Source organism: Streptomyces sp. NPDC048606 (assembly GCF_040650855.1).
GTDB lineage: Bacteria > Actinomycetota > Actinomycetes > Streptomycetales > Streptomycetaceae > Streptomyces.
This window is the reverse complement of record NZ_JBEZIB010000034.1, coordinates 1-13431: the sequence shown is the minus strand read 5'-3', so window position 1 is coordinate 13431 and position 13431 is coordinate 1. Positions and strand designations below refer to the sequence as shown.

Here is a 13431-nt window from a genome sequence, read left to right as displayed (position 1 = left end):
GCGCGGGGCGGCGTCGGGCGCGAAGGGGCTCCGGGGCGTGCGCGTACGGCGGGGCGCGGGGCGACCGCCGCGCATCCCGCGGGGCCGATCGGTTACGCGGCCGGGGCGGTCAGCGTCAGGCGGATCGTGCCGTCGGCCTCGGTGTCGACGCGGACCGAGGTCAGGTCGAGGACGTGCGCCGTCGGGCCGTGCTCGGCGGCGCGGGGGCCTATGCCGATCACCCTCATCCCGGCGGCCAGGCCCGCGGTGATGCCCGCGCCGGAGTCCTCGAAGACCAGGCAGTCGGCCGGGTCGAAGCCCAGCTCGGCGGCGCCCTTGAGGAAGCCCTCCGGGTCCGGCTTGCTGGCCCCGACGGACTCGGCGGTCACCCGCACGTCCGGCATGGGGAGCGCGGCGGCCGTCATCCGGGCCGCGGCCAGCGCGGCGTCGGCGGAGGTGACCAGCGCGTGCGGGAGGTCGGCGATGGCGGCCATGAACGCGGGTGCGCCCCCGACGGGGACCACGCCCTCGGTGTCGGCGGTCTCGCGGGCGAGCATCACGGCGTTCTCGGCGTGGTTGAGCTCCATCGGGCGCTCGGGCAGCAGGATCGCCATCGTGGCGTAGCCCTGGCGGCCGTGGACCACCTTGAGGGCCTCCTGCGGGTCCAGCCCGTGGGAGACGGCCCACTCGCGCCAGCAGCGTTCGACCACCGCGTCGGAGTTGACGATGGTGCCGTCCATGTCCAGGAGCAGGGCCTTGGCGGTGAGGACGACGGGGGTGGATGCGGTGGTGCCGGCAGACATCGGCGGGGCTCCAGACGGGCGGGAAAAGAGAACAAGTGGTTCCGTCCACCGGTCAGGGAGTGCGGACGGAACCACTTTGTTCCTTCACGATACAAAACCCGGGGCGGTTCGCGCCACCGCGCGGCGAGTGACGTGTGACTCCATCCGCCCGATCCGTCCCCGCTCCCGTCCCCCGTCCCCGTTTCCGTCCCCGTTCCTCCGGTCCTAGCCCTCCAGGGCGCGCCGGGTCGCCGGTCCGTAGACGCCCCACGGGTCCTCGTAGGTCCCGCTTTCGAGCTGGAAGTTCTCCACGGCGCTCTGGGTGGAGCGGCCGAACCGGCCGTCCTGCCGGCCCCGGTACAGGCCCTGGTCCGCCAGCAGTCGCTGGAGCTTTTGGACCTCCGCGCCGGAATCCCCGTAGCGCAGCGTCGGCGCCTGGGCGGGCGGCGGGGGCGGCGGCTTGGGGGAGGCCGACCTGCTGGGACTCGCCGACCGGCTCGGAGAGGGCGCGGCCGAGGAGCGGGAGGCGCTCGCGGAGGCGGACGGCGAGGCGGAACGGGAGGCGGAGGCGGACGCGGACGCCGTCGCGCTCGTGGACGCGCTCGGCGAGGGGGCCTCGCTCGACTCGGACGGGGACCCGGAACCCGCCGGGGCGGCGGCCGGCGCGGAGGCCTTGGTGTCGACCATGGCGGTGTCGCTCGCCCCCGAACCGGAGAAGAGGCCCAGCCCGAACGCGGCCGCCGCCGCGGCCACCACGACCGCCGCCGCGGCGCCGAGCGCCACCGCGGGCACCCGCCGCCGCTTCCCCGTGCCGGCTGCCGCGTCCGCGCCGCCCGCGCCGACCGGAGGGGCCGGGTACGCCTGCGGGGGCACGGCCCGCAGCCGCACCGTCCGGTCCGCCGCCGGCGGTACGGGTACGGGTATCCCGTACGCGGGCGTGTCCGGCCCGCCGGGCCCCACCGGGCCGCCGTGGGCGGGCGTCGGGTGCGGGCCCGTGACGGGGGCGGGACCGGCCGCCGGCACCACCGGCAGGACGGTCGTCGCCTCCTCGGGCGCCCCGTCCGAGGCCCCCGGCCCGCCGCCCACCCGGTCATCGACCGGGTACGGCGACACCCCGGGCGCGGGAGGGAAGCCCTCCGGAGCCGGGCCCGTCGCACCGACCGGGGCTTCGCCCGGGAAACCCGCCGACGCGGCGGCGGCATCCCCGCCGGCCGCGGACGGGAGGTCCGCCGGGCGGTCGGTCCCACCCGCGACGGCGAACCCCGGCGCGGACCCGGGCAGGGAACCGGGCACGGACCCGGACCCCGGCGCGGAGCCCGCCCCGGACCCCGTCGCGGAGCCGAGCGGGGGCACCGGTCCGGGAGCGGGCGCGGAGGCCGGCGCGGCGCCGGGCCCGAAGTCCGGCGCGGTCTCCGGTACGGAGCCGGGAGCGGGCGCCGCCCCGGGCCCCGGCACGGAGTCGAACGCGGGCACCGGTCCGGGCAGGGACCCGGGCAGGGACCCGGGCGGGGAGGCGGAGGGGGAAGCCGGCGCGGGGATGTCCCCCGGGGTGCCGGGCGCGGGGCCACTCGGGAACGGGCCCGGCGCGGTTCCTCCCGGGAAGCCCGCCGGGGGCTGCGCGGGAGGCGGGGCCACCGCGCCCAGCACCGGCTGCGGGGAGGGCTCCGGGGGCGTCCCCTGGTCCGGGTGGGGCATCGCCACGTACGGGCGAATGCGCAGCGGGTTGAACCCCACGCCCGGCGTGCACGCGCAGTCGGTGTCCGCGACACCGCAATCTGGACAGCGCTCAGCGCTCACTGGAATCCCCTCCCTGGGCAATGCCTGCGATTATGCAGACCCCTCACGCCCCACCCAACCCCGTCCGAGAGGCCATAACGGGACACACCGCTCAGGATGGAGATGTTGATCCCGCCGGAGGCCCGAGGAGGAGTCGATGGCTCAGGATGTGACCGCTTCGTCCGTGGAGCCCGGCCCCCGCGCCGAGCGCGCCTCCCGTGAGGTGCTCGTCTCGATCGGGGCCCTGTTGCTGGGCCTGCTCATCTCCTCCCTCGACCAGACGATCGTCTCCACCGCCCTGCCCACGATCGTCAGCGAACTCGGCGGCATGTCCCACCTGTCCTGGGTGGTCACCGCCTACATGCTGGCCTCCACCGCCGCCACCCCGCTGTGGGGCAAGCTCGGCGACCAGTACGGGCGCAAGAAGCTCTTCCAGTCCGCCATCGTGATCTTCCTGATCGGTTCCGTGCTGTGCGGCCTGGCCCAGAACATGCCGCAGCTGATCGCCTTCCGCGCCGTCCAGGGCCTGGGCGGCGGCGGACTGATGGTGCTGTCGATGGCGATCGTCGGCGACATCGTCCCGCCCCGCGAGCGCGGCCGCTACCAGGGCCTGTTCGGCGCCGTGTTCGGCGCGACGAGCGTCCTCGGCCCCCTGCTGGGCGGCCTGTTCGTCGACCACCTCTCCTGGCGCTGGGTCTTCTACATCAACCTCCCCATCGGTCTGATCGCGCTCGCCGTCATCGCCGCAGCCCTGCGCATCCCGTCCCGCTCCGAACCCCACACCATCGACTACCTCGGCACGTTCCTCATCGCCTCCGTCGCCACCTGTCTCGTCCTCGTCGCCTCCCTCGGCGGCACCACCTGGGCCTGGGGATCGCCGCAGGTCATCACGCTCGCCGTGCTCGCCGCGCTCCTCCTCGTCGCCTTCCTGCGGGTCGAACGGCGGGCCGCGGAACCCGTCCTGCCGCTGGGCCTGTTCCGCGTGCGCACCTTCACCCTCTGCTCGGTGATCAGCTTCGTCGTCGGCTTCGCCATGTTCGGCGCGATGATCTACCTCCCGACCTTCCTCCAGGTCGTGCGGGGCGTATCGCCCACCATGTCCGGCGTCCACATGCTGCCGATGGTGTTCGGCCTGCTGCTCGCCTCCACCGGCTCCGGGCAGATCGTCAGCCGCACCGGACGGTGGAAGGTCTTCCCCATCCTGGGCACCGCCGTCACCGCCATCGGCCTGCTGCTCCTGCACCAACTCGACCGCACCAGCTCCGACCTGGAGACGAGCGTCTACTTCTTCGTCTTCGGCGCCGGCCTCGGCCTGGTCATGCAGGTGCTCGTCCTGGCCGTCCAGAACTCCGTCGGCTACGCCGACCTCGGCGTCGCCACCTCCGGCGCCACCTTCTTCCGCTCCATCGGCGCCTCCTTCGGCGTCGCCATCTTCGGCACGCTCTTCACCCACCGCCTCGACGACGAACTGTCCACCGCCCTCGCCGGGCTGCCCCTGCCGCCCGGAGCCACCCCCGAACGGCTGGAGGCGGACTTCCGGTCCCTCGCCCTCCTGCCGCCCGAGGTCCGCCCCCGCGTCCTCGACGCCTACGCCACCGCCATCACCGACGTCTTCCTCTACGCCGTGCCCGTCGTCCTGATCGCCTTCGTCATCTCCTGGTTCCTCAAGGAGGACAAGCTGCGCGGCTCCGTCACCGCCCCCGACGTGACGGAGACCCTCGCCTCCAACCCCGTCCAACGCTCGTCGCACGACGAGGTCGCCCGGGCGCTGTCCGTCCTCGGCACCAGGGAGGGGCGCAGGCACGTCTACGAGAAGATCACCGCCCGGGCCGGCTACGACCTGCTCCCCGCCGCGAGCTGGCTGCTGCTGCGCATCAGGAAGTACGGCTCGACCGAGCCCGCGCTCCTCGCGGAACGCACCGCCGTCCCGCTCCGGATCATCACCGACGCCGCCCGTCAGGTCGAGGAACGCGGCCTCGCCGTCCGCACCGGGCTCCCGCTGGTCCTCACCGAGCGGGGACGGGAGGCGGCGGAGCGGCTCTCCGCCGCGCGCCAGGAGTCCCTGGCCGAACTGCTCGGCGACTGGTGGGGCCCCGACCGCCCGACCGACCTGGTCAAACTCGTCGAGGAACTCAACCGGGAGCTCTGCGGATCCGACGCCGAGGAGCCCTACGACACCCTGCCGCGACGGGACCACTCCGCCCACTGACGCTCCCGGCGCCGCGAGACCTACCCGGCGGTCGCGGATACGGCCGCGGGCCCGGGACCCGGCACGAGCGGCTTCTCGAACCAGTGCTCCGCGTACGGGCCGTCGTTGTACGCCGGTATCTCCCGGTACCCGTGGCGCGCGTACAGGGCGCGGGCCTCCACCAGGTCGCTCCGGGTGTCCAGGCGCACCCGCTCGGCGCCCAGGGCGCGGCCCGCCTCCTCCAACGCGGCGAGCAGGGCCGCCCCGCCGCCGGTGCCGCGGGCGCGGGGGTCGACGTAGACCCTCGTCAGCTCGGCGGTGCGCGCGTCGAGCAGGCGTATGCCGGCGCAGGCCAGCGGCGCGCCGGCATACCGGCCCACGACGAAGGCTCCCGTCGGCGGCGTCAGGTCGTCCGCGGGGTCGTCGATCATCCCCTGGTCGATCTCCGCCTCCGTGGCGGACCGCTTCCAGTACCGGCCGGCGACCTCCGCGTAGTACGCGCGCCGCAACGCGGTGGCCTCCGGGGTGCCGAAGGCCTCGGCGGACACGCTCCAGGCGCCTCCCGTACCGGCCACGCCGTGGGCCGCGGCGGCGACCGTGACGCCCACCGCGTCGATGTCGCCCGCGTTCTCGCTGATCATCACGTTCCTGTCCATGGCGTCATTGTGGGACGACCGCCACGTCCCCCGCGTGGAATATCCACAGGCACGGGCCGATGATGAGAAAAGGTGAAAATCCGGCAATCGGAGGGTGTGAACCGTCATGTCGCAGCATCCGGACTGTGCCCTGATCCGCCGCGGCTACGAGGCCTTCGGCAAGGGGGACATGGAGGCACTGGGCGCCATGATGACGGCCGACGTCATCCACCACGTGCCCGGCAACAACCCGCTCTCGGGACACCACAAGGGGCGGGAGGCCGTCCTCGACCTCTACCGCCGGCTCGGCGAGGAGACGCACGGCACCCACCAGCTCGAACTGCACTCCGTCATGGCGGACGGCCGGGGCCACGCCATGTCCTTCCACACCCAGCGCGCGGACCGGGGTGACCGCGGCATCGAGATCCGCCAGGGCCTCTTCTTCACCATCGTCGGCGGGAAGATCACCGACATCGACGAGTGCACCGAGGACATCGAGGAGAACGACGCCTTCTGGCGCTGAGCGGACGGGCGACGGGTTCCCGCAGCGAGCCACCCGCAGCGGCCCCCCGGCAGCGCCCCCGCCGCGGCCACGTCCGTGAGGCGACGTGGCCGCGGCGAGGTGTGACCTCACGCGCGCCGCGGTGCGGGCGACCGTCAGGCTTCGACCATCAGGCCTTGACCGTCAGGGTGACCATCAAGCCTTCTTCGGCGCCGCCTGCTGCACGACCTCGAACGACCACACCGAGGAACCGGAAGCCGCCGGCTTCGGACGCTCGCCGCCGCCCGCACCGCCACCGCCGCCCTGGTGGGCCGCCTTCATCGGACCCTCCATCCACGCCTGGAAGTCCTCCTCGGAACGCCACCGCGTGTACACGAGGTACTGGTCCGTCCCCTCGATCGGCCGCAGCAGCTCGAACCACTCGAACCCGTCCGAACCCTCCACCGCGCCCGCGCGCGAGGCGAAACGCTGCTCCAGCACTTCCCGCTGCTCGGCGGGGACGGTCAGGGCGTTGATCTTCACGATGCTCATGCCGCCATCCTAGGGACCCCCTCCGGGATATCGTCGGGACCCGGGCATCGACCGCGGTACGGGGCGCGGCGGATCGACGCGGCGGGCAGGGCGGGCCGACAGGGCGGGCCGACAGGGCGGGAGGACGGCGGGGCGTGGCCAAGACGGCGGAGCGCGGCGGTACGAACGAACACGTCGGAGTCATAGGCGGTGGTGGTGGCGGCCGACTCGGGGCGTCGCGCCTGCTGTTGTGGGCCGTGGCGGCCGTCCTGGCCGTCCGACAGGCCGCCGCCGTGCTGCGCGTGCCACCGGGAGGCGGACCGGCCGACCTCCACCTCCCGGGCTCCGCCACCGACTTCCTCCCCGACTTCCTTCTCGGTTCCGTTCCCGGCTTCCTCCCCGACCTCCCCGACCTCCCTCCCGGTTCCCTCCACGACTCCGGACGGTTCACCGGGCCCCCCTTCGCCGCGCTCGTCCTCAAGCCGCTCCTCGGCCTCGCCGTCCCCTCCCCGGCGGTGGCCTGGACCTGCCTGAGCCTGCTGTTCGTCGTCGGGTCCGGGCTCGTCGCCGCCCGCGCCCTGCCCGAGCCCGTCGCCCGGCGCACCGCCCGGCTCGCCGCGCCCGCCCTGGTCGCCCTGATGATGCTCTCGCTGCCGGTGCGCGAGGCCGCCTTCCCGGGCCGGATCGCCTTCCTGCCCCTCCTGTTGGTGCTGCTCGCCCTCTTCCGGGTGCCCGCCGAACGCCCGGCCGGCTTCCTCGTCGGCCTCGCCGCCGCCCTCCAGCCGGCCCTGCTGCTGTTCGCCCCGCTGCTGTGGCGCTCCGGCCGCCGCCCCACCGCCCGGGCCGCCGCCGCGACCTTCGCCGGCGCCACCGCGCTGTCCTGGGCCGCGCTGCCGCGCGACGCGTGGACGTACTGGGTCGAACACCTCGCGGGCTTCGGTCCCGGCGGCCCGTCCGACGCCCCCGGCGACCAGTCCGTCCAGGGCGCCCTTTCCCGCCTCGGCCTCGACGGCCCGCCCGGGATCGCGCTCCACCTCGCCCTCGCCGCCGTCGTCGTCGTGATCGGCCTGCGTCGCGCGGCCCGCTACGCCCGCGACGGCCAACTGCTGCTCGCCGTGGCCGTCACCGGCTGCGCGGCCGTCGCCCTGTCCCCGACCGGGTGGGGCCACCCCCTGGTGTGGGTGATGCTCGCGGTGGCCGGCAAGGTGGGCCGGCGGGCCGCGGACCGGCCCGTGTGGCCCGTCGCCGTGGTGCTCGCGGCGACCCTGCCCAGTCACGTACTCCTGCCGAACCTGGCCGCGTTGGGGCCCGTACGCGACAACGTGCCGCTCATCGCCGCCCTCGCCGCCGCCTGCGCCGTGCCGTTCCTGCCGCGCTCCTCCCCGCTCTGGCGCGAGCCCGAGCCCACCCGCCACGGGCGCCCCGCCGCCTCCCGGTGGGCGTGGGTGCCCCTGCTGCCGTTCTGGCGGCGGGTCGCGTCCCGACCGAACCTGCTGCTGGAACTGCTGCTGATACGGGTCGGCTACTCGCTCTACTCCCACATCCGCGCCGCCGCCCCCACCAACCGCCCCCTCGCGGAGGGCAACGGCACCCGGATCCTGGACCTCGAACGGGCGCTCGGCATCGACATCGAGCACGCCGTGAACCGGGCCGTCGTCGACACGCCCTGGCTGGAGGCGTCCTTCGACTTCTACTACACCTCCTTCCACTTCGTCGTCCCGCTCGCGATCCTCGCCGTCCTCTACTGGCGCCGCCCGGCCGCATACCGTTGGGCGCGGGCCTCGCTCGGGCTGGCGACCGTCCTCGCGCTGGCCGGCTTCTGGCTCTACCCGCTCGCCCCGCCGCGCCTGATGCCCGGCCTCGGCTTCGTCGACACCGTGCACGGGGTGCAGGACCTCGCGAACCCGTCCTACGGGGCGATGACCGCGATCTCCAACCAGTACGCGGCGATGCCCTCGCTGCACTTCGGCTGGTCCCTGTGGTGCGGGATCGTGATCGTCGCGCTCGCGCCGAAGCGCCGGCTGAAGCTCCTCGGGGTGCTCCACCCCACCATCACGGTGTGCGCGATCGTGGCCACCGCCAACCACTGGGTGCTGGACGCGGTCGGCGGCGCGGCGGTCGTCGCCGCCGGCTTCGGGCTGGTCCACGTCCTGTCCGGACCGCGCCGTACGCGGGCCGACGTGCCCGCGCAACGCTCCGCGCCGGCGCGGGAGGAGGCCGCCGCGCGACTGCCGCAGACCACCGGGGCCGGCCCGGGCCCGACGCGTCCGTAGGGTCCCCGCGTCCGTAGGGTCACCGCGTCCGCAGGGCCGCCGTGCCCGTAGGCCCCGCGTCCGTACGGCCCGCCCGCCCGCAGGGCCTACGCGCGCACGCGCCGCAGCAGGGCGCGCAGCGGGCCGGGGCTCTCGTAACCGACCCGGCGCGCGACGGCGGCCAGCGGCAGGTCGGTGGTGCGCAGCAGGTGTTCGGCCTGCTCGACCCGCAGGTCCTGCACCAGGCGGATCGGGGACCGGCCGAGCGTGCGGGCCAGGGTGCGTTGCAGGGTGCGCTCGCTGACGCCGAGGTCACGGGCCGCGTCCGCGACGGACAGCGGCTGCGCGATCCGGGCCCGGACCCAGCGCTCGAAGGCGGCGACCAGCGGATCGTGGCGGGCCAGCGCGCCGGGGATGACGTAGCCGGCCTGAGAGGCGCGGTCGTCCACCACCAGGTAGTGCCGGACCAGGTCGGCGAGGGCGGGGCTGCGGCCCGCGACGATGGCGAGCGCCAGGTCGAGGTGGCCGAAGGCGGCGCCGGCGGTGGTCACCCCGTCCGAGGTGGTGACCATCAGGTTCTCCTCGACGCGCACCCGGCGGTAGCGCTCGCGGAACACCGGCGCGAGCCACCAGCTCGTCGTCGCGCTCAGCCCGTCCAGCACCCCGGACTCGGCCAGCAGGAACGTGCCGGTGCAGGCGGAGGCGAGGGGCGTGCGCCGCTCGCGGGCCTCGGCCAGGACCCGCCGCGCCGTCCGGTGCGCGGGGGAGGCCACCGTCTCCAGCAGCTTCGCGGGGCCGCGTTCCATGAGCGCGGGCAGGACCAGCAGTCCGGCGTCGTCGGCCTCGGTGACGGGCTCGGTGTCGATGCGGTGGCCGAGCCCGCTGCGGACCCGTCGGCGCACGCCGACCGTACGGATGTCGAAGGCGGGCGGGCGGGCGCCGTCGAGCCGGCCGCGCAGGACGTTGGCGGTGTGCAGGACGTCGAGGACGGCCGAGATCCCGGAGTCGAACACCCCGTCGAGGGCGAGAACGGCGACTTTCACGCTCCCACCCTAGGCCTCGTCCGACCCCCGCCGCGTGTCGGAATCGGTTCGGAAGATGCCGGATCCGACACTCCCGGCCGCGTCGGGGCCCGCCTAGGGTCGGTGGCATGACCACGTACGAGAGCGGTCCCCCCGCTCGCACCCGCACGCACACCTGGCAGCCGCGACCCGAGGTCGGACCCGAGATCCCGGTCATGAGCGGCCTGGACATCCTCCGGGCGAGCCTGAAGGGGGAGCTGCCCGGTGCCTCGATGGCGAGCACCCTGGGCTTCAGGCTGACCGAGGCGGGGGAGGGGTTCGCCGTCTTCGAGGGGGACCCGGGCGACCACCTGCTCAACCCCATGGGCACGGTCCACGGCGGTTTCCTCGCCACCCTGCTCGACTCGGCGCTCGGCTCGGCCGTGATGACCCGCCTGCCGGCCGGAACCACCTACACCACCGTGCAGTTGGGCGTGCACATGATCCGTCCGGTCCTGGCGGACACCCCCACCCTGCGCTGCGAGGGCACCGCCCTGCACGTCGGCCGGACCACGGCCACCGCCGAGGCCCGTGTGGTCGGCACCCACGACGGCAAGCTCTACGCCCACGGGACCACGACCTGCGCCGTCCTGCGCCTGGCCTGACGTTCGGGGTGACGTTCGGGGTGACGCCTCGTGCCGCGGGGGCGGCGGGGGGGGCGCGCCCCCGCCCCCCCCCCGGGGGTGGGCCCCGGGCGGGGGGGGGGGGGGGGGGGCCGCCCCCCCCGCCCGCCCCCGCGGTGGATCGCCGCGTGTTGTAAGGATCGGGCCGCCGGCCGGATACCGCCACTCGGGCGACGTCCGGGCGACGTCCGGGCAGCGATCCGGCGACGTCCGATCGCCCCGGGGTCAGGCCGTCGGAGGGTGCTCGACCCGCAGTTCCTTGATGCCGTTGAGCCAGGCCGCCCGCAGCCGCCTCGGCGCCTCGCCGCTCAGGCGCAGGTCGGGCAGGGTGTCGGCGAGGGCGTTGAAGATCAGGTCGATCTCCATGACGGCCAGGGACTTGCCGAGGCAGAAGTGCGGGCCGCCGCCCCCGAATCCGAGGTGCGGGTTCGGGTCGCGGGTGATGTCGAAGACGTCGGGATCCTCGAAGACCTCGGGGTCGTGGTTGGCGGAGGAGTAGAACATCCCCACCCGGTCACCGGCCTTGATCTTCTGGCCGCCCAGCTCGGTGTCCCGGGTGGCGGTGCGCTGGAAGGACACCACGGGGGTGGCCCAGCGGACGATCTCCTCGGCCGCCGTGGCGGGCCGCGTCGCCTTGTACAGCTCCCACTGTTCGGGGTGGGTGAGGAAGGCGTGCATGCCGTGGCTGATGGCGTTGCGCGTGGTCTCGTTGCCGGCGACCGCCAGCAGCAGGACGAAGAAGCCGAACTCGTCGGAGCCCAGGTTGCCCTGTCCCTCCGCCGCCACCAGTTGCGTGACGATGTCCTTGGCCGGGCACTGCTTGCGCTCGGCGGCCAGGTTCATGGCGTAGCCGATGAGCTCCACGGCCGCGTTGGAGCCGACCTCCTCGGTGATCGCGTACTGCGGGTCGTCGTAGGCGATCATCTTGTTCGACCAGTCGAAGATCCGGGTGCGGTCCTCCTGGGGTACGCCGATCAGCTCGGCGATGGCCTGGAGCGGGAGTTCGCACGCCACCTGGGTGACGAAGTCGAAGCCGCCGTCCGCCGAGACCTCGCGCGCCCCTTCGGCGATCTTCCGGGCCCGTTCGCGAAGGGCCTGTTCCAGGCCGCGGATGGCGCGGGGGGTGAAGCCCCGCTGCACGATCTGGCGTACGCGGGTGTGCTCCGGCGGGTCCATGTTCAGCATGATCAGTCGCTGGGCATCTATCTGCTCGCGCTGCACGTGCGCGTTGAAGCGGATGATCGCGGTGTTGGTGGTGGAGGAGAACAGCTCGGGGTGCGTGGAGACGTACTTGACGTCCGCGTGCCGGGTGACGGCCCAGTAGCCGTCGTCGTCGAAGCCGGTGATGCCCCGCGGCTGGGGGCACCACCACACGGGGGCCGTCTGCCTCAGCTGTGCGAACTCCGGGAAGGGGACCCGCTCTTGCAGGAGGTCGGGGTCGGTTGCGTCGAAGCCTTCGGGCAGCGCGGGACAGGGCATCGGGCGACTCCAAAGTCTGACGGCCCATCAGAAGTTGGCTTGAAGGTAGTAACGAGTTCCACAAGTGACAAGGGCTCCCGCGCCAACTGTCGAGTGTGGAATCCGTGTAAGCCGCGTGCAAGACCCTTGCGTGCCGAGGCTCCGGGTCATAAGACTGCGGGGGAGGAACTAGAACGCGTACTAGTTCGGGCGGGGCGCCGGGACGGCCCGCCCCGACGGCGCTGTGCCGGTAGAGATGTGCAGGAGAGGACGAGCTCATGGCCGCGGAACCCGTCATCGTCGAAGCCGTACGCACCCCCATCGGGAAACGCGGGGGCGCCCTGGCCAACCTCCATCCCGCCTACCTGCTCGGCGAGACCTACCGCGAACTCCTCGCCCGCACCGCCATCCAGCCCGACTGCGTCGAACAGATCGTCGGCGGCACCGTCACCCACGCCGGCGAGCAGTCCATGAACCCGGCCCGCAACGCCTGGCTCGCCATGGGACTGCCCTACGAGACCGCCGCGACCACCGTGGACTGCCAGTGCGGCAGCTCCCAGCAGGCCAACCACATGGTCGCCAACATGATCTCCGGCGGGGTCATCGACGTCGGCATCGCCTGCGGCGTCGAGGCCATGAGCCGCGTCCCGCTGGGCTCCGGCTCCAAGCACGGACCGGGCAAACCCTTCCCGGACGAGTGGAACGTCGACCTCCCCAACCAGTTCGAGGCCGCCGAGCGGATCGCCCGCCACCGGGGCCTGACTCGCGAGGACGTCGACCGCCTCGGCGTGCTCTCCCAGGAGCGGGCCGCCACCGCCTGGGCCGAGGAGCGCTTCAAGCGCGAGACCTTCGCCGTCCAGGTCCCGACCACCGAGGCCGAGCAGGCCGCCGGACAGGGCATGTGGAGACTGGTCGACCGCGACGAGGGCCTGCGCGACACCAGCATGGAGGGCCTCGCACGGCTCAAGCCGGTCATGCCGACCGCCGTGCACACCGCCGGGAACTCCTCGCAGATATCCGACGGCGCCGCCGCGGTGATGTGGGCCTCCCGCAAGATGGCCCGCGCCCTCAAACTGCGCCCGCGCGCCCGCATAGTCGCCCAGGCGCTGGTCGGCTCCGACCCGCACTTCCACCTGGACGGACCGATCGACGCGACCCGCGCCGTCCTCGGCAAGGCGGGCATGTCCCTCAAGGACATCGACCTCGTGGAGATCAACGAGGCCTTCGCCTCCGTGGTCCTCAGCTGGGCCAAGGTCTTCGACCAGGACCTGGAGAAGGTCAACGTCAACGGCGGCGGCATCGCGCTCGGCCACCCCGTCGGCGCCACCGGCGCCCGACTGATCACCACCGCGCTGCACGAGCTGGAACGCCGCGACAAGGAGTTCGCGCTGATCACCATGTGCGCGGGCGGCGCGCTGGCGACCGGCACGATCATCCAGCGCCTGTGACGTCGCACGCCTGACGCCACGCGCGCGCACCAGACCCCGTGGGATGGGATGCGGAAGGCCCCGGGGGCCGGACCTGGGGAGGTCGGCCGCCGGGGCCTTCGTGTACGTACCGCGCTCGTGCTGTGGCGGCCTAGTACCAGTGGTTGGCCTGCCAGAAGTTCCAGGCGCCGACGGGGCTGCCGTAGCGCTCGTTCATGTAGTCCAGGCCCCACTTGAT

11 protein-coding genes and 1 pseudogene are annotated in these 13431 nt (G+C 73.8%); 5 read left to right on the top strand and 7 right to left on the bottom strand.

Going from position 1 to position 13431, the window contains the following annotated elements:
• Positions 1-92: 92 nt before the first annotated feature.
• A complete protein-coding gene (locus AB0D01_RS30280) occupies positions 93-782 on the bottom strand; it encodes an HAD-IA family hydrolase (protein WP_363060807.1) in 690 nt (229 codons plus the stop codon).
• 204 nt (positions 783-986) lie between these two features.
• Positions 987-2558 carry a peptidoglycan-binding protein gene (locus AB0D01_RS30275; protein ID WP_363060805.1) on the bottom strand — a complete coding sequence of 524 codons (1572 nt, stop codon included), beginning with the start codon at positions 2556-2558 and terminating at the stop codon, positions 987-989.
• 136 nt (positions 2559-2694) lie between these two features.
• Between AB0D01_RS30275 and AB0D01_RS30270 the strand changes: the two genes are divergently transcribed.
• Positions 2695-4746 (top strand): MFS transporter, encoded by a 2052-nt coding sequence (locus tag AB0D01_RS30270; protein ID WP_363060803.1) that lies wholly within the window; start codon positions 2695-2697, stop codon positions 4744-4746.
• A 20-nt stretch (positions 4747-4766) separates the two neighbouring features.
• Here the strand turns inward: AB0D01_RS30270 and AB0D01_RS30265 are convergent, their stop codons facing one another.
• Positions 4767-5273 carry a GNAT family N-acetyltransferase gene (locus AB0D01_RS30265; protein ID WP_363060960.1) on the bottom strand — a complete coding sequence of 169 codons (507 nt, stop codon included), beginning with the start codon at positions 5271-5273 and terminating at the stop codon, positions 4767-4769.
• A 214-nt stretch (positions 5274-5487) separates the two neighbouring features.
• On the opposite strand from AB0D01_RS30265, the gene AB0D01_RS30260 reads away from it, so the two are divergent.
• Positions 5488-5883 carry a nuclear transport factor 2 family protein gene (locus AB0D01_RS30260; protein WP_363060801.1) on the top strand — a complete coding sequence of 132 codons (396 nt, stop codon included), beginning with the start codon at positions 5488-5490 and terminating at the stop codon, positions 5881-5883.
• A gap of 174 nt (positions 5884-6057) precedes the next feature.
• Here AB0D01_RS30260 and AB0D01_RS30255 read toward each other — a convergent pair whose 3' ends face one another.
• Positions 6058-6393 (bottom strand): antibiotic biosynthesis monooxygenase, encoded by a 336-nt coding sequence (locus tag AB0D01_RS30255; protein WP_363060799.1) that lies wholly within the window; start codon positions 6391-6393, stop codon positions 6058-6060.
• 134 nt (positions 6394-6527) lie between these two features.
• Here AB0D01_RS30255 and AB0D01_RS30250 point away from each other — a divergent pair, with 134 nt between their 5' ends.
• Positions 6528-8645: a bifunctional glycosyltransferase 87/phosphatase PAP2 family protein gene (locus AB0D01_RS30250; RefSeq protein WP_363060797.1), complete on the top strand. Its 2118-nt coding sequence runs from the start codon at positions 6528-6530 to the stop codon at positions 8643-8645.
• A gap of 86 nt (positions 8646-8731) precedes the next feature.
• On the opposite strand, the gene AB0D01_RS30245 is transcribed toward AB0D01_RS30250, so the two are convergent.
• Complete coding sequence (locus AB0D01_RS30245) at positions 8732-9667, bottom strand: helix-turn-helix domain-containing protein (protein ID WP_363060795.1); 936 nt, start codon at positions 9665-9667, stop codon at positions 8732-8734.
• Positions 9668-9774: 107 nt separating this feature from the next.
• On the opposite strand from AB0D01_RS30245, the gene AB0D01_RS30240 reads away from it, so the two are divergent.
• Complete coding sequence (locus AB0D01_RS30240; RefSeq protein ID WP_363060793.1) at positions 9775-10290, top strand: PaaI family thioesterase; 516 nt, start codon at positions 9775-9777, stop codon at positions 10288-10290.
• A gap of 243 nt (positions 10291-10533) precedes the next feature.
• Here AB0D01_RS30240 and AB0D01_RS30235 read toward each other — a convergent pair whose 3' ends face one another.
• Complete coding sequence (locus AB0D01_RS30235; protein ID WP_363060791.1) at positions 10534-11787, bottom strand: cytochrome P450; 1254 nt, start codon at positions 11785-11787, stop codon at positions 10534-10536.
• 257 nt (positions 11788-12044) lie between these two features.
• On the opposite strand from AB0D01_RS30235, the gene AB0D01_RS30230 reads away from it, so the two are divergent.
• Positions 12045-13214, top strand: coding sequence for a steroid 3-ketoacyl-CoA thiolase (locus tag AB0D01_RS30230; protein ID WP_363060789.1), 1170 nt, complete (start codon positions 12045-12047; stop codon positions 13212-13214).
• Between the two features lie 130 nt (positions 13215-13344).
• On the opposite strand, the pseudogene AB0D01_RS30225 reads toward AB0D01_RS30230, so the two are convergent.
• Positions 13345-13431, bottom strand: a pseudogene (locus tag AB0D01_RS30225) (lytic transglycosylase domain-containing protein); the annotation flags it as partial.

What these genes read in the sequence shown, in the direction of transcription:
- AB0D01_RS30270 (WP_363060803.1), top strand. Translation starts at nt 2,695, where the DNA reads ATGGCTCAGGATGTGACCGCTTCGTCCGTGGAGCCCGGCCCCCGCGCC.
- AB0D01_RS30260 (WP_363060801.1), top strand. Translation starts at nt 5,488, where the DNA reads ATGTCGCAGCATCCGGACTGTGCCCTGATCCGCCGCGGCTACGAGGCC.
- AB0D01_RS30255 (WP_363060799.1), bottom strand. Translation starts at nt 6,393, where the DNA reads ATGAGCATCGTGAAGATCAACGCCCTGACCGTCCCCGCCGAGCAGCGG.
- AB0D01_RS30240 (WP_363060793.1), top strand. Translation starts at nt 9,775, where the DNA reads ATGACCACGTACGAGAGCGGTCCCCCCGCTCGCACCCGCACGCACACC.
- AB0D01_RS30280 (WP_363060807.1), bottom strand. Translation starts at nt 782, where the DNA reads ATGTCTGCCGGCACCACCGCATCCACCCCCGTCGTCCTCACCGCCAAG.
- AB0D01_RS30235 (WP_363060791.1), bottom strand. Translation starts at nt 11,787, where the DNA reads ATGCCCTGTCCCGCGCTGCCCGAAGGCTTCGACGCAACCGACCCCGAC.
- AB0D01_RS30230 (WP_363060789.1), top strand. Translation starts at nt 12,045, where the DNA reads ATGGCCGCGGAACCCGTCATCGTCGAAGCCGTACGCACCCCCATCGGG.